Origin of the sequence: Aquipseudomonas alcaligenes, assembly GCF_003205495.1 — a bacterium.
GTDB classification, from domain to species: Bacteria; Pseudomonadota; Gammaproteobacteria; order Pseudomonadales; family Pseudomonadaceae; genus Aquipseudomonas; species Aquipseudomonas alcaligenes_B.
On the sequence record NZ_QJRX01000001.1, the window covers coordinates 323,378 to 346,632 of the forward strand.

At 67.9% G+C, this 23,255-nt stretch carries 27 protein-coding genes; 9 read left to right on the forward strand and 18 right to left on the reverse strand.

Annotated elements, in window-relative coordinates; genetic code table 11:
* Positions 1 to 147: 147 nt before the first annotated feature.
* The 3 genes from DMO17_RS01455 to DMO17_RS01465 all read left to right on the forward strand — a co-directional run bounded on the left by DMO17_RS01455 (position 148) and on the right by DMO17_RS01465 (position 2,681).
* The gene (locus DMO17_RS01455) at positions 148 to 1,155 is read left to right on the forward strand and encodes a methionine ABC transporter ATP-binding protein (RefSeq protein ID WP_110680532.1); all 1,008 of its coding nucleotides are present in this window, start codon (positions 148 to 150) and stop codon (positions 1,153 to 1,155) included.
* Positions 1,152 to 1,832: a methionine ABC transporter permease gene (locus DMO17_RS01460; RefSeq protein WP_110680533.1), complete on the forward strand. Its 681-nt coding sequence runs from the start codon at positions 1,152 to 1,154 to the stop codon at positions 1,830 to 1,832. The genes DMO17_RS01455 and DMO17_RS01460 overlap by 4 nt, the downstream gene beginning before the upstream one ends.
* A 66-nt stretch (positions 1,833 to 1,898) precedes the next feature.
* Positions 1,899 to 2,681, forward strand: coding sequence for a MetQ/NlpA family ABC transporter substrate-binding protein (locus DMO17_RS01465; RefSeq protein WP_110680534.1), 783 nt, complete (start codon positions 1,899 to 1,901; stop codon positions 2,679 to 2,681).
* 124 nt (positions 2,682 to 2,805) lie between these two features.
* On the opposite strand, the gene DMO17_RS01470 is transcribed toward DMO17_RS01465, so the two are convergent.
* From DMO17_RS01470 to DMO17_RS01490, 5 genes are read right to left on the reverse strand one after another with little or no spacing between them, the layout of a single operon-like run.
* Entirely contained in the window at positions 2,806 to 3,441 is a 636-nt protein-coding gene (locus DMO17_RS01470) for an SCO family protein (protein ID WP_110680535.1), read from the reverse strand.
* Between the two features lie 26 nt (positions 3,442 to 3,467).
* On the reverse strand, positions 3,468 to 4,367 hold the full coding sequence (cyoE, locus tag DMO17_RS01475) for a heme o synthase (protein ID WP_110680536.1): 900 nt from the start codon (positions 4,365 to 4,367) through the stop codon (positions 3,468 to 3,470).
* A 14-nt stretch (positions 4,368 to 4,381) separates the two neighbouring features.
* Positions 4,382 to 5,437, reverse strand: coding sequence for a COX15/CtaA family protein (locus tag DMO17_RS01480; RefSeq protein WP_110680537.1), 1,056 nt, complete (start codon positions 5,435 to 5,437; stop codon positions 4,382 to 4,384).
* A 40-nt stretch (positions 5,438 to 5,477) separates the two neighbouring features.
* Positions 5,478 to 6,053 (reverse strand): hypothetical protein, encoded by a 576-nt coding sequence (locus tag DMO17_RS01485; RefSeq protein WP_110680538.1) that lies wholly within the window; start codon positions 6,051 to 6,053, stop codon positions 5,478 to 5,480.
* The gene (locus DMO17_RS01490; RefSeq protein ID WP_110680539.1) at positions 6,028 to 6,783 is read right to left on the reverse strand and encodes an SURF1 family protein; all 756 of its coding nucleotides are present in this window, start codon (positions 6,781 to 6,783) and stop codon (positions 6,028 to 6,030) included. The genes DMO17_RS01485 and DMO17_RS01490 overlap by 26 nt, the downstream gene beginning before the upstream one ends.
* A 68-nt stretch (positions 6,784 to 6,851) precedes the next feature.
* On the opposite strand from DMO17_RS01490, the gene DMO17_RS01495 reads away from it, so the two are divergent.
* Positions 6,852 to 7,055 (forward strand): twin transmembrane helix small protein, encoded by a 204-nt coding sequence (locus tag DMO17_RS01495; RefSeq protein ID WP_110680540.1) that lies wholly within the window; start codon positions 6,852 to 6,854, stop codon positions 7,053 to 7,055.
* A 5-nt stretch (positions 7,056 to 7,060) separates the two neighbouring features.
* Here the strand turns inward: DMO17_RS01495 and DMO17_RS01500 are convergent, their stop codons facing one another.
* From DMO17_RS01500 to coxB, 4 genes are read right to left on the reverse strand one after another with little or no spacing between them, the layout of a single operon-like run.
* Complete coding sequence (locus DMO17_RS01500; RefSeq protein ID WP_110680541.1) at positions 7,061 to 7,948, reverse strand: cytochrome c oxidase subunit 3; 888 nt, start codon at positions 7,946 to 7,948, stop codon at positions 7,061 to 7,063.
* 12 nt (positions 7,949 to 7,960) lie between these two features.
* On the reverse strand, positions 7,961 to 8,539 hold the full coding sequence (locus DMO17_RS01505) for a cytochrome c oxidase assembly protein (RefSeq protein WP_110680542.1): 579 nt from the start codon (positions 8,537 to 8,539) through the stop codon (positions 7,961 to 7,963).
* Between the two features lie 10 nt (positions 8,540 to 8,549).
* Positions 8,550 to 10,154 (reverse strand): cytochrome c oxidase subunit I, encoded by a 1,605-nt coding sequence (ctaD, locus tag DMO17_RS01510; RefSeq protein WP_110680543.1) that lies wholly within the window; start codon positions 10,152 to 10,154, stop codon positions 8,550 to 8,552.
* Between the two features lie 4 nt (positions 10,155 to 10,158).
* Positions 10,159 to 11,283, reverse strand: a complete 1,125-nt coding sequence (gene coxB / locus DMO17_RS01515; protein ID WP_181418711.1) for a cytochrome c oxidase subunit II — start codon at positions 11,281 to 11,283, stop codon at positions 10,159 to 10,161.
* Positions 11,284 to 11,659: 376 nt separating this feature from the next.
* Here coxB and DMO17_RS01520 point away from each other — a divergent pair, with 376 nt between their 5' ends.
* A complete protein-coding gene (locus DMO17_RS01520; protein WP_110680545.1) occupies positions 11,660 to 12,307 on the forward strand; it encodes a hypothetical protein in 648 nt (215 codons plus the stop codon).
* A 35-nt stretch (positions 12,308 to 12,342) separates the two neighbouring features.
* On the opposite strand, the gene DMO17_RS01525 is transcribed toward DMO17_RS01520, so the two are convergent.
* The 4 genes from DMO17_RS01525 to prlC form a co-directional block, all read right to left on the reverse strand.
* Positions 12,343 to 13,068 carry a carbonic anhydrase gene (locus DMO17_RS01525; RefSeq protein ID WP_110680546.1) on the reverse strand — a complete coding sequence of 242 codons (726 nt, stop codon included), beginning with the start codon at positions 13,066 to 13,068 and terminating at the stop codon, positions 12,343 to 12,345.
* 89 nt (positions 13,069 to 13,157) lie between these two features.
* A complete protein-coding gene (locus DMO17_RS01530; RefSeq protein WP_110680547.1) occupies positions 13,158 to 14,216 on the reverse strand; it encodes a PA0069 family radical SAM protein in 1,059 nt (352 codons plus the stop codon).
* 107 nt (positions 14,217 to 14,323) lie between these two features.
* A complete protein-coding gene (locus DMO17_RS01535) occupies positions 14,324 to 14,581 on the reverse strand; it encodes a YheV family putative zinc ribbon protein (RefSeq protein WP_110680548.1) in 258 nt (85 codons plus the stop codon).
* Positions 14,581 to 16,629, reverse strand: a complete 2,049-nt coding sequence (gene prlC, locus DMO17_RS01540; RefSeq protein ID WP_110680549.1) for an oligopeptidase A — start codon at positions 16,627 to 16,629, stop codon at positions 14,581 to 14,583. The genes DMO17_RS01535 and prlC overlap by 1 nt, the downstream gene beginning before the upstream one ends.
* Before the next feature lie 124 nt (positions 16,630 to 16,753).
* Here prlC and DMO17_RS01545 point away from each other — a divergent pair, with 124 nt between their 5' ends.
* Positions 16,754 to 17,299 carry a gamma carbonic anhydrase family protein gene (locus DMO17_RS01545; RefSeq protein WP_110680550.1) on the forward strand — a complete coding sequence of 182 codons (546 nt, stop codon included), beginning with the start codon at positions 16,754 to 16,756 and terminating at the stop codon, positions 17,297 to 17,299.
* Here DMO17_RS01545 and DMO17_RS01550 read toward each other — a convergent pair.
* Complete coding sequence (locus DMO17_RS01550; protein ID WP_110680551.1) at positions 17,296 to 18,366, reverse strand: aminopeptidase; 1,071 nt, start codon at positions 18,364 to 18,366, stop codon at positions 17,296 to 17,298. The two genes, DMO17_RS01545 and DMO17_RS01550, sit on opposite strands and share 4 nt — an antisense overlap.
* Before the next feature lie 43 nt (positions 18,367 to 18,409).
* Between DMO17_RS01550 and DMO17_RS01555 the strand changes: the two genes are divergently transcribed.
* Together DMO17_RS01555 and DMO17_RS01560 are read left to right on the forward strand one after the other, a co-directional pair.
* Entirely contained in the window at positions 18,410 to 18,811 is a 402-nt protein-coding gene (locus DMO17_RS01555; protein WP_110680552.1) for a PA0061/PA0062 family lipoprotein, read from the forward strand.
* 38 nt (positions 18,812 to 18,849) lie between these two features.
* Positions 18,850 to 19,272, forward strand: a complete 423-nt coding sequence (locus DMO17_RS01560) for a PA0061/PA0062 family lipoprotein (RefSeq protein ID WP_110680553.1) — start codon at positions 18,850 to 18,852, stop codon at positions 19,270 to 19,272.
* Between the two features lie 78 nt (positions 19,273 to 19,350).
* Here DMO17_RS01560 and DMO17_RS01565 read toward each other — a convergent pair whose 3' ends face one another.
* The 3 genes from DMO17_RS01565 to DMO17_RS01575 form a co-directional block, all read right to left on the reverse strand.
* A complete protein-coding gene (locus DMO17_RS01565) occupies positions 19,351 to 20,349 on the reverse strand; it encodes an LLM class flavin-dependent oxidoreductase (protein WP_110680554.1) in 999 nt (332 codons plus the stop codon).
* A 61-nt stretch (positions 20,350 to 20,410) separates the two neighbouring features.
* Positions 20,411 to 21,103 carry a DsbA family protein gene (locus DMO17_RS01570; protein ID WP_220034059.1) on the reverse strand — a complete coding sequence of 231 codons (693 nt, stop codon included), beginning with the start codon at positions 21,101 to 21,103 and terminating at the stop codon, positions 20,411 to 20,413.
* Entirely contained in the window at positions 21,094 to 21,951 is an 858-nt protein-coding gene (locus DMO17_RS01575; RefSeq protein ID WP_110680555.1) for an MBL fold metallo-hydrolase, read from the reverse strand. Before DMO17_RS01575 ends, DMO17_RS01570 begins: the two co-directional genes overlap by 10 nt.
* Before the next feature lie 103 nt (positions 21,952 to 22,054).
* Here DMO17_RS01575 and DMO17_RS01580 point away from each other — a divergent pair, with 103 nt between their 5' ends.
* On the forward strand, positions 22,055 to 22,966 hold the full coding sequence (locus tag DMO17_RS01580; RefSeq protein WP_110680556.1) for a LysR family transcriptional regulator: 912 nt from the start codon (positions 22,055 to 22,057) through the stop codon (positions 22,964 to 22,966).
* 55 nt (positions 22,967 to 23,021) lie between these two features.
* Here the strand turns inward: DMO17_RS01580 and DMO17_RS01585 are convergent, their stop codons facing one another.
* Positions 23,022 to 23,246 carry a DUF1161 domain-containing protein gene (locus tag DMO17_RS01585; RefSeq protein ID WP_076423464.1) on the reverse strand — a complete coding sequence of 75 codons (225 nt, stop codon included), beginning with the start codon at positions 23,244 to 23,246 and terminating at the stop codon, positions 23,022 to 23,024.
* Positions 23,247 to 23,255: the final 9 nt, after the last annotated feature.

Genomic DNA, 23,255 nt, shown 5'->3' on the forward strand with positions numbered 1-23,255 from the left:
TTGAATGCAATTCAGGCCAATAAAGACTAAGAGCGCATAAACAAACCGGCTAAAATGCGCGGCTTTCGGCTAACCGCCTAGGCTAGAGGGAATGTCGCGCCGACCGGATCGCGACCACCACTCCCACGTACCCACAAGGTTCGCTCCGTGATCGAGTTCCACCACGTCAACAAGACCTACCGGGTCGCCGGGCGCGACGTGCCCGCCCTGCAGCCGACCGACCTGCGCGTCGAGCGCGGCCAGGTGTTCGGCCTGATCGGCCATTCCGGCGCCGGCAAGAGCACCCTGCTGCGCCTGATCAACCGCCTCGAGGAGCCCAGCGGCGGGCGCATCCTGATCGACGGCGAGGACTTCACCGCCCTCGATGCCGATGGCCTGCGCCGCTTCCGCCGCCAGGTCGGGATGATCTTCCAGCACTTCAACCTGCTGTCGTCGAAGACCGTGGCGGCCAACGTCGCCATGCCGCTGGAGCTGGCCGGCGAGCTGGGCCGTGCCGAGATCGACCGGCGTGTCGCCGAGCTGCTGGAACGCGTCGGCCTCAGCGAGCATGCCAACAAGTACCCGGCGCAGCTCTCCGGCGGCCAGAAGCAGCGCGTCGGCATCGCCCGCGCGCTGTCGACCAGCCCGAAGATCCTCCTGTGCGACGAGGCCACCAGCGCGCTGGACCCGCAGACCACCGCGCAGGTCCTGCAGCTGCTGGCCGAGATCAACCGCGAGCTGGGCCTGACCATCGTCCTGATCACCCACGAGATGGATGTGATCCGCCGGGTCTGCGACCAGGTGGCGGTGATGGATGGTGGCTCCATAGTCGAGCAGGGCCCGGTGGCGCAGGTGTTCCTCCACCCGCAACACCCGACCACCCGGCGCTTCGTCCAGGAGGACGAGCACATCGACGAGAACGAGCAGCACGACGACTTCGCCCATGTCAGCGGCAGGATCCTGCGCCTGACCTTCCAGGGCGAGGCCACCTACGCGCCGCTGCTCGGCACCGTGGCGCGCGAGACCGGGGTGGACTACAGCATCCTCGCCGGGCGCATCGACCGCATCAAGGACACCCCCTACGGCCAGCTAACCCTGGCCCTGACCGGCGGCGACATCGACGCCGCGCTGGCGCGCTTCCAGGCCGCCGACGTGCACCTGGAGGTGCTGCGATGATCGAGTCCCTGCTGGCCCGCTGGCTGCCCAATGTCGACTGGCAGGAGATCGGCTACGCCAGTCTCGACACCCTCAACATGCTCGGTGGCGCCACCCTGTTCACCGTACTCCTGGGCCTTCCCCTGGGTGTGCTGCTGTTCCTCACCGGCCCGCGGCAGATGTTCGAGCAGCGCGCGCTGTATGCCGTGCTGTCGCTGCTGGTCAACGTGCTGCGCTCTGTGCCCTTCGTCATCCTGCTGATCCTGATGATCCCGCTGACCGTGCTGATCACCGGTACCTCGCTGGGCGTGGCCGGCGCCATCCCGCCGCTGGTGGTGGGCGCCACGCCGTTCTTCGCGCGCCTGGTGGAGACCGCCCTGCGCGAGGTGGACCGCGGCATCATCGAGGCGACCCAGGCGATGGGCGCGACCACCCTGCAGATCATCTTCCGCGCCCTGCTGCCGGAAGCCCTGCCGGGACTGATCGCGGCGACCACGGTGACCGCCATCACCCTGGTCTCCTACACCGCCATGAGCGGCCTGATCGGCGGCGGCGGCCTCGGCGACCTGGCCGTGCGCTACGGCTACCAGCGCTACCAGCCGGACGTGATGGCGGTCACCGTGATCCTCCTGCTGGTGTTGGTGCAGGTGCTGCAGATGGTCGGCGACCGCCTGGTGATCCATTTTTCCCGCAAGTAATCCCGAGAACAGCGGGCGACCGGCTACCCGTCGGACCCCGCGCCCAAATCCCACAAGGAGCTGTACATGAAGAAACTGCTGACTGCCCTGGCCGCCGCCGCGGCCCTGACTTCCGCTACCGCCCAGGCCGCCGACTCGATTAGTGTCGCCGCCACCGCCGTGCCGCACGCGGAGATCCTCGAATTCATCAAGCCGGCCCTGGCCAAGGACGGCGTCGAGCTCAAGGTCAAGGTCTTCACCGACTACGTGCAGCCCAACGTGCAGGTCGCCGAGGGCCGGCTGGACGCCAACTTTTTCCAGCACCAGCCGTACCTGGACGAGTTCAATGCCTCCCGTGGCACCCAGTTGGTGAGCATCGCCGGCGTCCATGTCGAGCCCTTCGGCGCCTACTCCAGCAAGATCAAGACCCTGGCCGAGCTGCCGGAAGGCGCCCAGGTGGTGATCCCCAACGACGCCACCAACGGCGGCCGCGCCCTGCTGCTGCTGCAGAAGGCCGGCGTGATCAAGCTGAAGGACGGCGCCGGCATCACCGCCACCGTCAAGGACATCGCCGAGAACCCCAAGGCCATCAAGGTGCGTGAGCTGGAAGCAGCCACCCTGCCGCGCGTGCTGGCCCAGGTCGACCTGGCCCTGATCAACACCAACTACGCCCTGGAAGCCGGCCTCAACCCGACCAAGGACGCCCTGGTGATCGAGGGTGCCGACTCGCCCTACGTCAATATCCTGGTGACCACCGCCGAGCAGAAGGACAACGCCGCCCTGCAGAAGCTGGCCAAGGCCCTGCATACTCCGGAAGTGAAGAAGTTCATTGCCGACAAGTACCAGGGTGCCGTGGTACCGGCGTTCTGATCGCCCGCCCGATGCCCAAGAAAAAGCCCGCTCATTGAGCGGGCTTTTTCTTGCTTTGCTTTTGTAGCCCGGATGCAATCCGGGAAGGGAGTCGCCTGTGCCCCGGATTGCATCCGGGCTACGGCTATTTCGCGTCAAGCAGGCTCGGCAGCTGCGCCGCCAGCTTGTCGTTGTTCAGCGGCGCGCGGATGAAACCGCGCTGGCTGCCGTCCGGGCCGATGACCACCAGGTTGCCGCTGTGGTCGACGGTGTAGTTCTCCTGGCTGGTATCGGCCGGGATGTAGGGAATGCTCACCGCGCTGGCCAGCTTCTGGATGTCGTCCTGGGCGCCGGTCAGGCCCTGGAAGCCGGCGTCGAAGAAGCTCAGGTACTTCTTCAGCTGCTCCGGGGTATCGCGCTGCGGGTCGACCGTCACCAGCACCACGCGCAACTGGTCCTTGGCCGCGGCCGGCAGCATGCCCTGCAGCTGGCGCAGCTGCGCCAGGGTCGCCGGGCAGATGTCCGGGCAGAAGGTGTAGCCGAAGAACAGCAGGCTCCACTTGTCCTTGAGCTGATCGACCCGCACCGCCTGGCCGTCCTGATTGGTCAGCGCCAGCTCCGGCAGGCTGCGGCTCTGCGGCAGCAGGACGATGCCGGCATCGAGCAGCGCCACCTTGTCGGTGCCGTCGCCCTTGCTGTTCAGCACCTTGTTGACGGTGAGGCCCAGCACCAGGGCGACGAAGGCGGCGAGGACGATGACGGTCTTCTGCGTACGGCTCATGAAATCTCTCTTGGGTTCGGCGAGTGCTACAGGTTGAGCAGCAGGTAGTGGTCGGCCAGCAGGGCGATGAACAGCAGGAACAGGTACCAGATACTGTACTTGAAGGTGTTGATCGCCGCGTGCGGTCGGCTGTCACGGTACAGCACCCAGGCCCAGAACATGAAGCGCCCGCCGAGCAGCAAGGCAGCCGCGAGATAGAGCGGTCCGCTCATGTGGATGGCGTAGGGCAGCAGGGTCACGGCCAGCATCACGGCGGTGTACAGCAGGATGTGCACCTTGGTGTAGTGCTCGCCGTGGGTCACCGGCAGCATGGGGATGTCGGCCTTGGCATATTCCTCCTTGCGGTGGATGGCCAGGGCCCAGAAGTGCGGCGGCGTCCAGGCGAAGATGATCAGCACCAGCAGCAGCGGCTCGGCGCTCAGGTGCCCGGTGGCGGCGACCCAGCCGAGCAGCGGCGGCGCGGCGCCGGCCAGGCCGCCGATGACGATGTTCTGCGGCGTGGCGCGCTTGAGGAAGCCGGTGTAGAGCACCGCGTAGCCGAGCAGCGAGGCCAGGGTCAGCCAGGCGGTCAGCTCGTTGGTAAAGGTCAGCAGCAGCCCCTGGCCGATCACCGCCAGGAGCAGGGCGAAGCCCAGCGCCGCCGGTACCGAGACGCGGCCGGCGGTGACCGGGCGCTTGTGGGTGCGGGCCATGATCGAGTCGATGCGCCGGTCGACCACGTGGTTGACCGCCGCCGCCGCGCCGGCGCACAGGCCGATGCCGAGGTTGCCGAAGACCAGCACGGTCCAGGGTACGCCGGCACGGGTCGCGAGGAACATGCCGACCAGCGAGGTGATCAGCATCAGCAGCACCACCCTGGGCTTGGTCAGCTCCAGGTAGTCGCGCCAGCTGGCGGATTCGGAGTGGGCGCGCAGCACTGTAGCCATGACATCTCTCCTTCTTATTTGCCGGCCGGCGCCAGGACACTGGCGACGGTCGCCGCGTCTGCCTCGCGAGCGGTGCTCGCGACGCTGCGCAGTCGGTAGTTGATCAGAACCAGCACCAGCAGCAGGGCGGCGCCGCCACCGTTGTGCGCCACTGCCACGGCCAGCGGCAGGTGCAGCAGCACATTGCTCACGCCCAGACTGACCTGCACGGCCAGGGCCAGCAGCAGCAGGCCGGCCAGGCGAGCGAGGCCGGCGGCACGCAGGCGCCAGGCCAGCAGCAGCAGGACCAGGCTGAGCACCAGCGCACCCAGGCGGTGGGTCATGTGGATGGCGGTACGCGCGTCGCTGTCGAGCTGGCCGCCGAGGTAGTTGGGGCCGATGTGCTGGGTCAGGTGGAAGCCGTTGGCGAAGTCCATCGCCGGCCACCACTCGCCGTGGCAGGTCGGCAGGTCGACGCAGGCCACCGCCGCGTAGTTGGAGCTGACCCAGCCGCCCAGGGCGATCTGGCCGATCGCCAGGAGCAGGGCCAGGCCAGCCAGCGCCCGCAGGCGCAACGAAACCGCCGGCAGGGCCGGCAGCGCGCCGGACAGGCGCAGGCACAGGAGGAACAGCAGCGACAGGGTGGCGAAGCCGCCGAGCAGGTGGGCGGTGACCACCTGCGGCCACAGCTTGAGGGTCACCGTCCACATGCCGAAGGCGGCCTGGGCGATGACCACGCCGAGCAGCAGCAGCGGCAGCCTCAGCGGCTGGCCATCCTGGCCGCGGCGGCGCAGGGCCTGCACGGCCAGGCCGAGGATGAGCAGGCCGAGACTGCCGGCGAAGTAGCGGTGGACCATCTCGTTCCAGCCCTTCTCCACCTCCACCGGCGCCTCGGGGAAGCGCGCCTCGGCCAGGCTCTGCTTGTGCTCGCTCATCGGCACGCCGATGAAGCCATAGCAGCCCGGCCAGTCCGGGCAGCCGAGGCCGGCGTGGGTCAGCCGGGTGTAGGCGCCGAGCAGCACCACGACCACCGCCAGGGCGGTGGCGAACAGGGCCAGGCGGTAGCCGGGCAGGGGCTTGCGTTCACTCATCCGGGGCCTCTCTTGTTGTTGTGCGGGCCGTCATGGGGTGCTAGCCGATCTGCGACAGCTTCAGCAGCAGGCGCAGGTCGGTGAGGATGTCCTTGCCCTTGCTCTTGGCGTCGTAACGCAGCACCAGGTTGCCGTGCGGGTCGACTATCCACAGCTGGGCACCCTGGCCGGCCGGCACAGCCTGGTCGTACTTCAGGCTGTCCAGCGCGTAGCGGCCGAGCTGCGGGTATTCGCGCTGCAGCTGCTGCTCATAGTCGGCCGCCAGCGGGCGGCCCACGGCCAGGCCATGGACGGCGCGGGATGCTTCGCGATTGAGGCCGATATGGATCTGCCGGGCGGCGTAGACCAGCTGGCGACAATCCTCGGCGCAGTCGCCGGGGGTAGTGACCAGCAGTTGCCAGCGCGCCTGGGCGGCGCCCTGCACGCCGATATCGGCCAGCTGGCTGCCGTCGCCGATCAGGGTGCCGTGGTAGTTGCGGCTGTCCGGCACCCAGAAGCGCCACTGGTACATGGCGGTGGCGAGGATCATCGGGCCGATGGCCACCAGCAGCAGCAGGATCAGCTGCCAGCGCCCGCGGGCGCGCGGCGCCTCAGGGGTGGAAAGGGCCGGATTCATGGCTGGGCTCATGCGATTTCTCCCGCGCGGATTGTCTGGAGTTGTGGATGCCGAGGTAGAGGTAGAGGCCGAGCAGGGCGGCGGCCAGGGCGAACCACTGCACGGCGTAGCCGGTGTGCTTGTCCGGGCTCATGGCCAGCAGCGGCCACTCGGCCTGGTAGGCGGCAGGGCCGGGTTCGAGGCGCACCTCGTAGCCCAGGCCGCCGCGCCCTAGCTGCTGCCACAGGCGCTCCGGCTCGACGGCAGTGACCAAGCGCGGCCAGTCGCCAGCGGCCGGGTCGGCCTGCAGCTGGAAGGGCTCGCCGGCCGGCACATGCACCCGCGCCAGCAGCTCCAGCGATTGCTCGGGGGTGCTGAACTGCGGCGGCGTACGCCGGTCCGGCCAGGGCAGCCAGCCGCGGTTGACCAGCAGCCACAGGCCGGAGGCCTGATCGTAGAAGGGTTGCAGCAGCTCGACGCCGACCTTGCCGCCGCGCTGGCGATTGTCCAGCAGCAGGCTGTGGCGCTCGTCGAACTGGCCGTACAGGCGCACCCGCAGATGGGCCAGGTCGGCGCGCCGCTCCAGTTCGTTGAGGTCGATGGGCGCCGCGTGCTGGCGAGCGGCGAAGCCTTCCTGCAGGGCGCGCTTCTCCTCGGCCCGCGTCAACTGCCACAGGCCGAGACCGAGCAGCAGCGGCAGCAGCAAGGCCACCGCGATGCTGGGCAACCAGCCCGGGCGAAAACCGCTCACGGCCTGCCCCCGAATCGTCTGGCTATACTGAAACTGCACACCATCTCCCCCATCCCCCGGAGTCACGCATGCTCAAGGCCGCGATCATCCTCCTGCTGCTGGCCACCCTGGTCAGCCTGTTCAGTGGCCTGTTCTTCCTGGTCAAGGACGAAGGCCACGGCTCGCGAGTGGTCAATTCGCTGAGCGTCCGCGTGATCCTCACCGCCCTGACCGTGGCGCTGATCGCCTGGGGCTTCTACAGCGGCCAGCTGGTCAGCCACGTGACCTGGTGATCCCCCTAGAGCACGTAGACGAAGATAAACAGCCCCAGCCAGACCACGTCGACGAAGTGCCAGTACCAGCTGGCCGCCTCGAAGCCGAAGTGCTTGTCGCCATCGAAATGGCCCTTGAGGATGCGCACCAGCATCACCGTGAGGATGATCGCACCGAGGGTCACGTGGGCGCCGTGAAAGCCGGTGAGCATGAAGAAGGTGGCGCCGTAGATGCCCGAGCCGAGGGTCAGCCCCAGTTCGGTGTAGGCCTCGATGTATTCCTCGACCTGCAGCACCAGGAAGGCCACACCCAGCAGAATGGTCAGCGCCAGCCAGGCCTTGAGCGGGCCGCGCTGGTTCTTCTTCAGCGCGTGGTGAGCGAAGGTCACGGTGAAGCTGGAGGAGACCAGCAGGATGGTGTTGATCAGCGGCAGGTGCCAGGGATCGATCACCGCCGTCGGCGGCGGGAACAGCTTGGAGTCGGGGTTGTTGAGCAGCGGCCAGCTGTACTCGAAGCCCTGCCAGAGCATGTTGCTCACGCCCTTGTCGCCCTCGCCGCCGAGCCAGGGGCCGGCGAAGGTGCGGATGTAGAACAGCGCGCCGAAGAAGGCGGCGAAGAACATCACCTCGGAGAAGATGAACCAGCTCATTCCCCAGCGGAACGAGCGGTCCATCTGCGCGCTATACAGGCCGCCGCGGCTCTCCTTGATCACGTTGCCGAACCAGCCGAACAGCATCCAGGCGAGCAGCAGGCCGCCGACGAAGAAGATCAGCGGGCCATGGGACTCGGCACGCTCGGCCTTCATGTCGTTGAACCAGGTGCCGACCCCGTAGACCGAGATCAGCATGCCCAGGGTGGCGATGATCGGCCACTTGCTCTGGGCGGGAACGTAGTAGTTCTCATGACTCGACATTTCTTATTCTCCTTATGGAGCCGCCCGGTCAGGGGCTGTCTGGGCAAGAGTCGCCTGCGCGACGGGCGGTTTGCGCGCAGTGATATCGAACAGGGTGTAGGCCAGGGTCAGGTGCTTCACGTCCTCGGGCAGGTCGCGGTCGACGATGAAGCGCACCGGCATCTCGATGCGCTCGCCCGGCTGCAGCACCTGCTGGGTGAAGCAGAAGCACTCGGTCTTGTGGAAGAAGGCCGCGGCCTTGGACGGCGCCACGCTGGGGATGGCCTGGGCGGTCATCGGCTTGTCCGTCGGGTTGTAGGCGACGAACAGCATGTCGCTCGGCTGCCCGGGATTGACCACCAGCTCGTCGGCCTGGGGGCCGAACTCCCAGACCATGCCGGCGGCGTTGGTGGCGAGGAACTGCACGCGCACCTGGCGTGCCTCGTCCACCGTCTGGCTGCCCTGATAGGCCCCGGCGGTCTTGCCGTTGATGCCGAAGGCCTGGCACATCACGTCGTAGATCGGCACCAGGGCGAAGCCGAAGGCGAACATGCCGGCCACCACCAGCAGCAGGCGGACGACCAGGCGCCGATTGTCCGAGGCGGCACTCACGAGCGCGCTCCTACTTCACTTCCGGCGGCGTGCTGAAGGTATGGTAGGGCGCCGGCGAGGGCACCGTCCACTCCAGCCCCTCGGCGCCGTCCCAGGGCTTGGCCGGAGCGGGCTTGCCGCTGCGGATGCACTTGATGACGATGAACAGGAAGAGGAACTGGGTCGCACCGAAGGTGAAGGCGCCGATCGACGAGAGCATGTTGAAGTCGGCGAACTGCAGGTTGTAGTCCGGGATGCGCCGCGGCATGCCGGCCAGGCCGACGAAGTGCATCGGGAAGAACGCCAGGTTCATGCCGATGAAGCTCAGCCAGAAGTGCAGCTTGCCGAGGGTCTCGTCGTACATGTGGCCGGTCCACTTGGGCAGCCAGTAGTAGGCCGAGGCGAAGATGCCGAAGATCGCTCCGGGCACCAGCACGTAGTGGAAGTGCGCTACCACGAAGTAGGTGTCGTGGTACTGGAAGTCCGCCGGGGCGATGGCCAACATCAGGCCGGAGAAGCCGCCGATGGTGAACAGGATGACGAAGGCCACGGCGAACAGCATTGGCGTCTCGAAGGTCATCGAGCCCTGCCACATGGTGGTCACCCAGTTGAATACCTTCACCCCGGTGGGCACGGCGATCAGCATGGTGGCGTACATGAAGAACAGTTCGCCCGTGAGGGGTATCCCTACGGTGAACATATGGTGGGCCCAGACGATGAACGACAGGAAGGCGATCGAGGCGGTGGCATAGACCATCGAGGTGTAGCCGAACAGCGGCTTGCGCGCGAAGGCCGGGATGATCGAGCTGACGGCGCCGAAGGCCGGCAGGATCATGATGTACACCTCGGGGTGGCCGAAGAACCAGAACACGTGCTGGAACAGCACCGGGTCGCCGCCGCCGGCCGCGTTGAAGAAGCTGGTGCCGAAGTGGATGTCCATCAGCATCATGGTCACGCAGCCGGCCAGTACCGGCATCACCGCGATCAACAGGAAGGCGGTGATCAGCCAGGTCCAGACGAACAGCGGCATCTTCATCAGGGTCATGCCGGGAGCGCGCAGGTTGAGGATGGTGGCGATCACGTTGATCGCGCCCATGATCGAGCTGATGCCCATCAGGTGCACGGCGAAGATGAAGAAGGTCACCGACTCCGGCGCGTAGGTGGTCGACAGCGGCGCGTAGAAGGTCCAGCCGAAGTTCGGCCCGCCACCCTCGCTGAACAGGGTCGAGACCAGCAGCAGGAAGGCCGCGGGCAGCAGCCAGAAGCTGAAGTTGTTCATCCGCGGCAGGGCCATGTCCGGCGCGCCGACCATCAGCGGGATCATCCAGTTGGCCAGGCCGACGAAGGCCGGCATCACCGCGCCGAACACCATGATCAGGCCGTGCATGGTGGTCATCTGGTTGAAGAATTCCGGCTGCACGATCTGCAGGCCGGGCTGGAACAGTTCGGCGCGGATCACCATGGCCATGGACCCGCCGAGCAGGAACATGGCGAAGCTGAACCACAGGTACATGGTGCCGATGTCCTTGTGGTTGGTGGTCAGCACCCAGCGCATCAGGCCCTTGGCCGGGCCATGGTGATGGTCATGTCCGGCATGACCGTGGCCAGCGTGGCCCGGATCGATCACTGCACTCATGTCCTTACTCCTGAGCCTGCTTGAACGCGAGGATGTCCTTGGGCGTGACCATGTCGTTCATGGCGTTGCCCCAGGCGTTGCGCTCGTAGGTGATGATGGCGGCGATATCGACTTCCGACAGTTGCTTGCCGAAGGCGGCCATGGAGGTGCCCGGCTTGCCGTTGACCACGATCTCGATATGGCCCTGGGCCGGACCGGTGGCGATGGCCGAGCCCTTGAGCGCCGGGAACATCGGCGGCAACCCCTCGCCGTTCGGCTGGTGACAGGCCGCGCAACTGGTCTGGTAGGCCTTCTCGCCACGCGCCACCAGCTCCTCGCGGGTCCATTCCTTGCTGGTCAGTTCCTTGATCTTGGCGGCCTCTTCCTTGCGCACGGCCAGCCACTTGGCGAAGTCTTCCTTGCTCTTGGCCTCGACCACCACCGGCATGAAGCCGTGGTCCTTGCCGCACAGCTCGGTGCACTGGCCACGGTAGATGCCGGGCTCCTCGATGCGCGTCCAGGATTCGTTGACGAAGCCGGGGATGGCGTCCTTCTTCACCGCCAGGGCCGGCACCCACCAGGAGTGGATCACGTCGGCGGCGGTGATCAGGAAGCGCACCTTGGTACCCACCGGCACCACCAGCGGCTCGTCCACCTCCAGCAGGTAGTGCTCACCCTTCTCGGCCTGGTTGTTGATCTGCGCGGCCGGAGTAGCCAGGTTGCTGAAGAACTCGACGTCCTGGCCCAGGTACTTGTAGTGCCACTTCCACTGGTAGCCGGTGATCTGGATGTCCAGTTCCGACTCGGAAGTGTCGTAGATCTCGATCAGCGTCTTGGTCGCCGGCACCGCCATCACCACCAGGATGACGAAAGGCACCACGGTCCAGAGGATCTCCACCGTGGTGCTTTCATGGAAGTGGGCGGGCTTCTGGCCGGTGGAACGGCGGTGGATCAGCATCGACCAGAACATCACGCCGAATACCACCACGCCGATCACGACGCAGATCCAGAAAATGATCATGTGCAGGTCGAAGACTGAACGGCTGACCTCGGTGACACCCGGCAGCATGTTCACTGCCCACTCGGCCTGCGCCGAGCCGAATGCCAACCACAGCAGGAGGCCCATCCAGACTCGTGGATGTCGCATCATTGCGGGTTCCCCTCGTTGTTCTTGTTATCCCGCCGGCTAAAGCCCGCGGCTAGGGATCGACCATGCCGATACTGCTGGCTACCGCTGTCGAAACCTCTCCGTGCCGCAGCCCGTCCGGTTCCATCAGGTAACGCCTTGCGATTTCGAGTATAGCCAGCGACCGCGCCAGCACAACGCAGTCAGAAAAATAACGCCCGATTTCCATGCACACCGCGCAGGCCTAGGGCGGCGTGGGATGGCGGACGTGATCAAGCGGGTCGATATAGCCCCGATGCATAAACATGAATTAATTATGACAATCCGATCTTAGTCATCGCCCTCGGCCAGCTAAGATGAATTCTCGTTTGCCACCCTCATGTCCCGTTCCGGAGCCGTCATGAATACCCCCGCCCTGCGCGAACAGATCCAGCGCGCCCTTGCCCACGAAACCAGCAGCGGCGACCTGGCGCGTCAGCTGGAAAGCCAGCTCGACCGCCTGCACCCGACCATCCAGCTGCCCGCCAGCGATGCCCGCGGCGTACTCGCACGCTTCGTCGCCGCCTATGTCGAGCAGGTGCCGGACGTGCTCGACGCCGCCCATGCGGTGGCCCGCGAGGCCGGCATCGAAGCCCGGGTGAAGCCGGTGCTGAAGCTGGCCGAACAGTTCTTCCTCAGCCCGCCGAGCATCCTGGAGGGCCACCAGGGCCTGGATGCCCTGCTCGACGAGGCCTACCTGGCCCACCGCCTGGTCGAGGAAGTCAACGATCGCTATATCGCCCATCTGGGCCAGCCACTGATCCCGCTGGATACCACGGTGGCCAACGTGATCGCCCACCAGCTGATCGGCGAGCCCTTCGCCAACCAGCTGGACGAGGCCGTACACCATGCGGTGGAAGGGCTGCTCGACGAGCAGGTGTTCCAGCAGGATTCGGTGCAGGAGTACCGCGCCCGCCTGAGCAGCCCGCAGACGGTGGCGGCCTGGCAGAACTGGCCGTGCCTGTCGCGCCAGCTGGGTGTCGAGCTGGGCCTGCCGATCAGCGCCTGAACGCAACGAGGCCCGCATCTGCGGGCCTCGGCGTGTCACGGCTGCGGGTAGCGCGCCCTGGGTGTGGCCATCGGCACCACCTCGCCATCCAGGGGCAGGAAGGTGCCGCGCTCGGCGTCGTAGGCGCGGATCGCGCTGGTCTCGATGTCGTACACCCAGCCATGGATGAACAGCTGGCCGCTGGCCAGCTTGGCCGCCACCGAGGGGTGGGTCGACAGGTGGTTGAGCTGGGCCACCACGTTCTCCTCGGTGAGGATGCCCAGGGTGTCGTGGCCGTCGCAGCCGCAGTTCTCCTCGACCACGCGCAGCGCCACCTCACTGTGGCGCAACCAGGTCTTCACCGTGGGCATGCGTTCCAGGCCCTGCGGGTTGAGCACCGCCTTCATCGCGCCGCAGTCGGAGTGGCCGCAGACGATGATGTGCTGCACGCCCAGGGCCAGCACCGCGTACTCGATGGCGGTGGACACGCCACCCATCATCTGCCCGTAGGGCGGCACCACGTTGCCGACGTTGCGGGTGACGAACAGGTCGCCCGGTGCGCTCTGGGTGATCAGCTCGGGGACGATGCGCGAGTCGGCGCAGGTGATGAACATGGCCCGCGGGTTCTGCGCGCTGGCCAGCGCCTTGAACAGTTCCTCCTGCTGCGGAAACACCTCGGTACGGAAGCGCTTGAAGCCGCCGACGATGGCATTCAGCGCCTCGTCGGCGCTTTCCGGCGCGGTGCGCGCCTGCAGGGGAATGGCGTTGTGCTTGTAGGGCATTGCGTCTACCTCGTGCTGAACCGTTGCGCTGGCGCGGATTATCGACCTGGCATGCGGACAGCCGCCAGCAGCATCGAGTCACAATTCGCTCACAACAGGGCCAACTGACGACCGGGCGGGGCGAACTGGCTGCAATCCAGTTCGAAGTCGCGGCACTCCAGGCCCAGGCGCTTGCGCGCCAGGGCGAAACGCTGCGCCAGCAGGTCGGCGAAGGCGCCCTCGCCACGCATGCGGGTGCCGAAGCGGCTGTCGTAGTGCTTGCCGCCGCGCGACTGGCGGATCAGGCTCATGACGTGTTCGGCGCGCTCGGGAAAGTGCGCGCGCAGCCATTCCTCGAACAGCCCGGCGATCTCCAGCGGCAGACGCAACAGCACATAGCCGGCCGAACTGGCGCCCGCGTCGCGGGCCGCCTCGAGAATCCGCTCCAGTTCCATGTCATTGATCATCGGGATGATCGGCGCCACCAGCGCCGCGACCGGCACGCCGGCCTGGCGCAGCTCGCGCAGGGTGCGCAGGCGCGCGCCGGGCGAGGCGGTTCGCGGCTCCATGATGCGCTTCAGCTCGTCGTCCAGGGTGGTCAGACTCAGCGCCACGCTGACCAGGTTGCGCGCGGCCAGGTCCTGCAGCAGGTCGAGGTCGCGCAGGATCAGCGAACTCTTGGTGATCAGGTGCAGCGGGTGGCGGTAGCGCAGCAGGATCTCCAGGGCCTGGCGGGTCAGGCGCTGCTCGCGCTCGATCGGCTGGTAGGCGTCGGTGTTGATGCCCAGGGCGATGGGCTGCGGCACGTAGCCGGGCTTGCTCAGCTCCTGTTCCAGGCGTTCGGCCAGGTTGGTCTTGGCGATCAGCCGGGTCTCGAAGTCGATGCCCGGCGACAGGTCCCAGTAGGCATGGGTCGGCCGGGCGAAGCAGTAGATGCAGCCATGCTCGCAACCGCGATAGGGATTCACCGAACGGTCGAAGCCGACGTCCGGCGACTGGTTGCGGGTGATCACCGTCTTCGCCCGCTCGGCACGCACCTCGGTGGCGCGGCAGGGCGGGGTCTCGGCCTGGAACCAGCCATCGTCCTCGGCCTGGCTGCGGGTCGGGGCAAAACGATTATGCGGATTGCTGGCGGTGCCGCGGCCGCGCGGCGGGATAGGGACGGACATGGCGAGGACTCAAGAATACTGTATACATACACAGTATTATTTTTACCAAGGCCTCGCCAGCCTATTCCGTCGGACGCTTTACCTCGCCTGATTCGGCGAGCGCCGCGTCACTTCTTCAGCTTGGGATTAGGGAAGAACTGCACCGGCTGGCCCTTGCTGGCCGACGGTTTGGGCTCGGCCCGGTTGACCCGGGTGCCGAGCTCCTTGGGCACCGACTGGCCCTGGGCGTTGAGGGTGTCGGCGTAGCCGCAGGTCACGCACTCGCGGTGCGGGGTGCCGTCCTCGTCCCACATCTTGATGGTGTCCTGGGCGCTGCACGCCGGGCACACGGCGCCGGCGATAAAGCGCTTCTTCGGCTCGCTCATCACGCCGCCTCCTGGCTCAGGCCGAGGTGACGCAGCAGGGCGTCGATGCTCGGCTCGCGGCCGCGGAAGTCGACGAACAGCACCATCGGCTCCTGCGAGCCGCCACGGGCCAGGATCGCCTCGCGGAAGGCGCGGCCGGTAGCCGGGTTGAGCACGCCCTCTTCCTCGAACTTGGAGAAGGCATCGGCGGACAGCACTTCAGCCCACTTGTAGCTGTAGTAACCGGCCGCGTAACCGCCGGCGAAGATATGCGCGAAGCTGTTGGCGAAGCGGTTGAAGGCCGGCGGACGCACCACCGCCACCTCGTCGCGGATGCCTTCGAGCACCTGCAGCACGCTGCGGCCGTCGCCGTGGCTGGCGTGCAGCTCGAAGTCGAACAGCGAGAACTCCAGCTGGCGCACCATCATCAGGCCGGACTGGAAGTTCTTCGCCGCCAGCATCTTGTCCAGCAACGCCTGCGGCAGCGCCTCGCCGGTCTCGTAGTGGCCGGAGATCAGCGCCAGGCCCTCGGGCTCCCAGCACCAGTTCTCCATGAACTGGCTGGGCAGCTCCACCGCATCCCAGGCCACGCCGTTGATGCCGGAGGCACCGGCATGCTCGACGCGGGTCAGCAGATGGTGCAGGCCGTGACCGAACTCGTGGAACAGGGTGGTGACCTCGTCGTGGGTCAGCAGCGCCGGCTTGCCGCCAACCGCAGGGGTGAAGTTGCACACCAGGTTGGCCACCGGGCTGACCAGGCTGCCATCGGCGGCGCGGCGCTTGTCGCGGGCGCCGTCCATCCAGGCGCCGCCACGCTTGTTGGCGCGGGCGTAGAGGTCGAAGAAGAAGCGGCCGACGTGCTGACCGTTCTCGCGAATCTCGAACAGGCGCACGTCCGGGTGCCAGGTATCGAAGTCCTTGAGCTCGTTGATTTCGATGCCGTAGAGCTTCTGCACGATGGCGAACAGGCCGGTCAGCACCTTGTCGATCGGGAACCAGGCGCGCACTTCCTCCTGGGAGATGCTGTAGCGCTGCTGGCGCAGCTTCTCGCTGAAGTAGCCGACGTCCCAGCTCGCAAGGTCAGCCACGCCCTGCTCGGCGGCGAAGACCTTGAGCTCAGCCAGGTCCTGCTCGGCGAACGGCTTGCTGCGCACCGCCAGGTCACGCAGAAAGTGCAGAACTTGGTCCGTACTCTCGGCCATCTTGCTGGCCAGGGAGAGCTCGCTGTAGTGGGCGAAGCCGAGCAGGCGCGCCAGTTCCTGGCGCAGGTCGAGGATCTCGGCCATCACCGGGCCGTTGTCGTGCTGGCCGGCGTTCGGCCCCTGGTCGGAGGCGCGGGTGCAGTAGGCGGTGTACACCTCTTCGCGCAGGGCGCGGTCGTCGGCGTAGGTCATCACCGCGTAGTAGCTGGGGAATTCCAGGGTGATCAGCCAGCCGTCCAGTTCCTTGGCCTGCGCGGCCTGGGCCATCTGCGCCTTGGCCGAGTCGGTAAGGCCGGCCAGGGCCGCTTCATCGGTGATGTGCTTGGTCCAGGCCTGGGTGGCGTCGAGCAGCTGGTTGGAGAAGCGGCTGGCCAGCTCGGACAACTTCATCTGGATCTCGCCATAGCGCTTCTGCTGCTCGGCCGGCAGGTCGATGCCGCTCAGACGGAAGTCGCGCAGGGCGTGGTCGAGGATGGTCTTCTGCGCGACGTCGAAACCGGCGGCCGCCGGGCTCTTGGCCAGGGCGTCGTAGGCCTCGAACAGCGGCTTGTTCTGACCCATCTCGGTCCAGTATTCGGACAGCTTGGGCAGGCAGGCCTCGTAGGCGGCGCGCAGCTCGGCGTTGTTGCACACCGCGTTGAGGTGGCTGACCGGGCCCCAGGCGCGGCCCAGGCGCGCGTTCAGCTCGTCCAGCGCCAGCACCAGGCCGTCCCAGCTCGGGCTGGCCTGCTGGGTCTTGAGCAGCTCGGCGATGGCCACGCGGCTGTCGGCCAGGATGCTGTCGATAGCCGGCTCGACATGCTCGGGCTTGATCTGGGAGTAGGGCGGCAGGTCGAAGTCTTGCAGCAGGGGATTGGCAGCGGTCACGGCGAGGCACCTTTGGATACGCGAATGCAGAACAGGTTTATGGGGCCGCCAGCGGCCTTTCACAACCTTGATGGCCGGCATGTTAATTACAATCTGCGACAACCGCAGCCTGAAGGAGACTATCGTGGCGATTCGAACTTACCGGGGTACCACTCCACAGCTGGGCCCGCGCGCCTTCGTCGACGCCTCGGCCGTGGTACTCGGCGACGTGGTGCTGGGCGAGGACGCCTCGGTCTGGCCGATGGCCGTGGTGCGCGGCGACATGCACCGGATCAGGATCGGCAAGCGCACCAGCGTGCAGGACGGCAGCGTGCTGCACATCACCCACGCCGGGCCCTTCAACCCCGACGGCTACCCGCTGCTGATCGGCGACGAGGTGACCATCGGCCACAACGTCACCCTGCACGGCTGTACCCTGGGCAACCGCATCCTGGTCGGCATGGGCAGCATCGTGATGGACGGCGCGGTGGTCGAGGACGAGGTGGTGATCGGCGCAGGCTCCCTGGTGCCGCCGGGCAAGGTGCTGCAGAGCGGCTACCTGTACGTCGGCAGCCCGGTGAAGCAGGCCCGCGCCCTGACCGACCAGGAGCGCGCGTTCTTCGCCTACAGCGCGGCCAACTACGTGAAGCTCAAAGACCTGCACCTGGCCGAGGGCTACGACCAGGGCTAGCGCCTGACGGTGTGGCCAAGCTGCTGCAGCGCCCGCTCGCGCTGGCCAGGCTCCAGCTCGCCGAGCGCTTCGGCCCGCCGGTAGAACTCCGCCCAGTCGCCGCCGGCCTGCTCGAACAGCGCGGCGAAGGCCGGCACCCACTGGTCATAGAGACCGAAGGGCAGCAGCCGGGCGTTGTTCAGCGGGGCATTGATCCAGGCGTCGTAGCGCGCGTCGCCGCCCCACTGGGCGTCGCGCAGGGTGCGGTACTCCGCGCGCAGGCGCTCGAATTCGGCGGCCTTGGCGGCGCGCTTGCCGGCATCGTCCAGCGGCCCATCGTACAGCGCCTGCAGGCGCTCGCGGCTGGCCAGGATCAGCGCGGTGAACTGGCGGCGCATGCGCGCTTCCTGCGCATCGTCGTTGGCCAGACCACGGGCGGCGCGCCACTGGCGCAGACCCTGCTGCTCGACGAAGCTGGCGAAGGATTCGTTGAACGCCGTGTCGTCCTGCACGTAAAGCTGCTGGTGGGCCAGCTCGTGGAAGATCACCGCGGCCAGGCGCTGGTCGTCCCAGCGCAGCATGGTGTTGAGGATGGGGTCGGCGAACCAGCCCAGGGTCGAGTAGGCCTCGATGCCGGCCACATAGGTGTCGAGGCCTTCGGCCTGCAGCAGGGCGGCGGCGCCCCGCGCGCGGCCCTGCTGGTAGTAGCCGCGGTAGGCCACGCAGCCGGCAATCGGGAAGCAGTGGGTCAGCGGCTGCAGCGACAGCTCCGGGGTGGCGAACACATTCCACACCACATAGGGCCGCTGCAGGTCGGCATACAGGCGGTAGCTGCGGTTGTCCGGCAGGCCCAGCTCGGCGCTGGCGAAGGTCCGTGCCTGCTGGGCCAGGGCCAGGCGCCGCTTGAGTTCGGGGTCGGTGTGCGGCGCGGCGAGCAGCGCGGCCACCGGCTGGCGCGCGGCCAGCAGGTCGAGCTGGCCACGGCTGACCTGGGCGTAGTAGTCGAGGCTGGCACAACCGTTCAGCAGGACGCCGCACAGCACGGGAACCAGCCACCGCAAAGGGCGGTCGAGAAGGGCAATAGGCATTGCGCGAGCCTAGTGCATTGCCGCGCCCCCAAGGAAGCCCGCAATGCGCCTACTGCTGCTCAGCCCCCTGTCCCTGGTCCTCGGCGGCTGCGCCCTGTTGCCAGCCTGGCACGACCCCGCTCAGGCCTGGATCGACCTGGCGCCGGGCCTACAGGCGGTGCGGGTGGATGAGCGGATGCTGGAAGATTCGCGCTACTTCCAGGTGCCCCCGGGGCGTCATACATTGCAGATGCGCCTGCGCTTCGAGGTAGCGCCCGCCGACACCGGCGGAGCGCAGGCGCTGCCGCGCACCTGCCTGCTCGAACTGGACTACGCCGAGTTCAGCGCCGGCCAGCGCTACCGACTGGATGCTGGCCACCGCGGCTTTCGCCCCTGGGCGCAACTGCGCGACGCGCAGGACCGTCCGTTGGCGCGGGCACGCGAGGGGCGCTGCGGCGAGGTCTGAACGGCGTTATGCTCAACCATCACCCCGAGGATTGCACCATGCGTACTCCCCTGCTGCTGTCCCTGCTCACCCTCGGCGCCTGCGCCAGCCCGCTGCCACAGCCCGATGCGGGCAAGGCCTGGGTCGATCTCTACGCCACGGCGGGCTACACCCTGATGGCGCATCGCCTGGACGACCAGCGCTGGCCCGACGGCCGCTACTTCCAGGTCGCCCCCGGTGCGCATCAGCTGGATGTGCGCTTCCAGTTCGAGGTGGCCGGCGGTGGCGGCGGCGACGAGTTCAACGGCGAACCGCTGCAGATGACCTGCCACCTGCGCTTCGCTTACGACGGCTTCGCCGCCGGCCAGCGCTACCGCATCGAGGCGCGGCCGCTGCAGTACAAGGCCCAGGGCTGGCTGTACGGCGCGGACCGCCAGGTGCTGGCGCGGGCCAAGGTGCTACGCTGCAACACCTTCGGCTGACGGCATGCTTCCCCCTCTCCCCCCGGGAGAGGGCCAAGGGCCTCTCACCGCCTGATTCTTACCCCAGCCGCTGCTCGCCTAGCGCAGCCCGGCGGCTATCTCGAAGCTACGCAGGCGGTGCTCGGGCTGGTACAGGTCGCAGGTGAAGATCAGCTCGTCGGCGCCGGTCTGCTCCAGCAGCACCTCCAGGCGCGCACGCACCTTCTGCGGCCCCCCGATCACCGCCAGGCCGAGGAAATCGCCCACCGCCGCCTGCTCGTGCGGCTGCCAGCGGCCGGCCATGCTTTCCACCGGCGGGCGCAGCACCAGGCTCTCGCCACGCATCAGCGCCAGTACGCGCTGGTAGGCGCTGGTGGCGAGGAACTCGGCTTCCTCGTCGCTGGGCGCGGCGATCAGCGGTACGCCGATCATGGCGTAGGGCTTGTCGAGCACGGCCGAAGGCCGGAAGTTCTCCCGGTAGATGCGCAGCGCCTGGTGCAGGTAGCGCGGCGCGAAGTGCGAAGCGAAGGCGTAGGGCAGGCCACGCTCGGCGGCGAGCTGGGCACTGAACAGGCTGGAGCCGAGCAGCCAGATAGGGATGCCGCTGTCCATGCCGGGCAGGGCGATCACTCGCTGCCCGGGCTGACGCGGGCCGAGCAGGGCCTGCAGTTCGGCGACGTCCTCGGGAAAGTCGTCCGGGCTGCCCAGGCGGTCACGGCGCAGGGCGCGGGCGGTGGCCTGGTCGGCACCCGGCGCGCGCCCCAGACCCAACTCGATGCGCCCGGGGTAGAGCGCGGCAAGGGTGCCGAACTGCTCGGCCACCACCAGCGGCGCATGGTTGGGCAGCATCACCCCGCCGGAACCCAGGCGCAGGGTGGAGGTATTGGCCGCCAGGTAGCCAAGCAACACGGCGGTCGCGGAGCTGGCGATACCCTCCATGTTGTGGTGCTCGGCCACCCACAGGCGCGAGAAGCCGAGCCGCTCCACATGCCGCGCCAGGTCCAGCGAGCGGCGCAGGGCAGGGCCCGGGCCAACGTCGTCGTCGCGCATGGGCGCCAGGTCGAGTACGGCGAAGGGAGTGTGGGACAGCTGGCTCATGGGCGCCTCCTCGGGTCGAACCTCGTATATGGGGGCACGACCGGCGAAGGCAAGCCGCCGCTCAGCAGTCGCCGCTGCCGTCGACCGCGCAGAACGCCTGGGCAGTCGCCGACTGCGCCTCGACCAGGCCACGCAGCAGGAACTCGCGCCAGGCCTCGGGGCGCCCCAGGTAGGCACCGATATCGAGCACCTGCAGCTGCCCATCGCGCTCCAGCGCCAGGGTCGGGAAGCCGCCACCGCCCAGCTGCGCCAGCGCGCGGCGGCTGGCGACCAGGTGTTCGGCCAGCACCGGGCCGCTGTGGCGCTGCAATTCGACGCGGAACGCCTGCGCCGCCAGGCCCAACTCCTGTGCCAGCTCGGCCAGCACGGCCGGCTCGGCAATGCGCCGCCCCTGCTGGTAATGCGCCCGCTGCAGGGCATGCAGCATGGCCAGGCCCTGGCCGGCCAGAGCCTCGGCGGCCAGCACGGCGGCGGTTGGTGGGTCGGAATCCAGCCAGGTCTCGGCATCCTGCAGCAGACCGTCGCGGTAGGCGCCGCCGAACGGCTGGCCGCTCAGCGCGGCGATGCGCTGGTCATGCGCCAGGATGTGCTGGCGCAGCGGTGCGTTCAGACGCTGGCGCTGCGCGCCGCTGAACAGCCCGCCACCATGCAGGGCAATGCGCAGGCCGGGGATCGCGCCGGCCACCTGCAGCAACGGGGCGGCGCCATAGCACCAGCCGCACAGCGGGTCGTACCAGTAGTGGATCACGGCCACTGCATTTCTCCCTTGAGCACCTTGGCGCTCAGTTCCAGGCTGGATTCGCCCGGCAGGCCCGGGTAGCGGCGCTGCATGGCGGCGATCAGCGCGGCGGCGTCCGGCGCCTGGCCCAGCTCCTGCTCCAGTGCCTTGAGGTAGCCGCGAGTGAAGCGCAAGGCCGCCAGGGTGTGCGGCACGTCGCCCAGGTAGTGACCGGGCACGATCACCGCCGGCTGCAGCGCCTCGATACGCTCGAGCATCGCCAGCCAGTCGCGGCGCGCCTGCACGGTCTGGGTATCGGCGGTCCACACATGCTCGCCGGCGTCCACCAGCACGCCGCCGACCACGGCCTTGAGCGACGGAATCCACAGGGTGGTGCGCTCGGGGTCGAGGCCGATCACCTGCAGCTTCTCGCCTTCGAGGACCAGGCTGTCGCCGGCCAGCACCTCGGGCAGGATCACCCGGCTCGGCGCCGTATCCTTGAGGATCGGCCCCCAGTAGGCCAGCTTGCCGGCCTGGGTGGCGCGGATGTGTTCGACGGTAGCGGCGGTGGCCAGCACCCGGGCCTCGGGGAAAGCCTCCTTGAGGCTCTGCAGGCCGAAGTAGAAGTCCGGGTCGCCGTGGCTGATGTAGATGGTGGTCAGGCGCTTGCCGCTGGCCTCGACCAGGCGCACCAGCTCGGCGGCCTCGCGGCTGGAAAACTGCGCATCGACCAGGATGGCCTCGCGCTCGCCGCTGATCAGGGTCGAGCTGACCGGGAACACCGCGGCCTCGCCGGGGTTGTACACCTGCAGCTGCAGGGGCGCGGCCTGGGCCAGGCCGGTGAAGGCGAGCAGGGCAGCGCCGAGAAGGGAACGAAGAGACATGCGGACCTCGGGAATGGGGTGGGACGAGGCGCATCTTAGTTGCTCGAAAGCGCGCAAAAAGCCGGCTAACCTGGCCATCTCTATTGCATGAATCGAGCGAATCATGGACCGACTCACCGCCGCCCGGGTCTTCGTCGAAGTGGTCGAGCGCGGCAGCCAGACGGCCGCCGCCGAGCACCTGGACATGTCACGGGCGATGATCTCGCGCTACCTGGGCGAACTGGAAAGCTGGGTCGGCGCACGCCTGCTGCACCGCACCACGCGCCGCCTGAGCCTGACCGGCATGGGCGCGGAGCTGCTGCCGCGCTGCCGCGACATGCTGGCCCTGGCCGACGAACTGCAGAGCGCCGGCCAGCGCGCCAGCAGCCAGCTGGGCGGCACCCTGCGCATCGCCAGCAGCCAGTCCTTCGCCCAGGCCTGGCTGGCGCGAGCGGTGGCCGCCTTCGTCGAGCGGCATCCGGCGGTGGCCGTCGACCTGCAGGTGAGCAGCCAGGCAGTCAACCTGGTGGAGGAGCGCATCGACCTGGCCCTGCGCATCACCAACCAGCTCGACCCCAACCTGATCGCCCGGCGCCTGGCCACCTGCCACTCGGTGCTGTGCGCCGCGCCGGCCTACCTGGCGCGCCACGGCACGCCGCAGACGCCGGCGGAACTGGCCCGGCACAACTGCCTGACCTACGCCTACTTCGGCCGCAGCCTGTGGCAGTTCGAGCGCGACAGCGAACCGAGCGGCGTGCCGGTCAGCGGCAACATCAGCGCCAACGAATCCACCGTGCTGCTGGAAGCCAGCGTGGCCGGCGCCGGCATCAGCCTGCAGCCGCTCTATGCGGCGGCACCGCTGCTGCGCGCCGGGCGCCTGGTGCAGCTACTGCCGCAGTACCGTGCCGAAGCCCTGGGCATCCACGCCCTGTACGGTTCGCGGCGGCAGATGCTGCCGGCCCTGCGTGCGCTGCTGGACTTCCTCGCCGCGCGGCTGCAGGCCGACCCGCACTGGGAAGAACAGCTCGTCCCCTGAACGAAAAGGCCGGAGCCCCTCGCGGAGCTCCGGCCCGATGCCTGCCGCGCCGCGATCAGCCGCGCTGGTAGACGATCTCCTTGCTGCCGGCCTCGCAGCTGCCAACCACCTGCTTGTCGCCGGCGCTGCCCTTGTCGACCACTTCCAGGCTGTAGGCGGCCACGCCCTTGGCCTTGAGCTTGGCGTCGATCTCCGCCTTGAGCTCCTCGCAGGGCTTGCCGGCGGCCAGTACGGAACCGGCCAGGGGGAGCAAGGCCAGGCCCAGCATCAGTCGTTTCATGTTCAACAC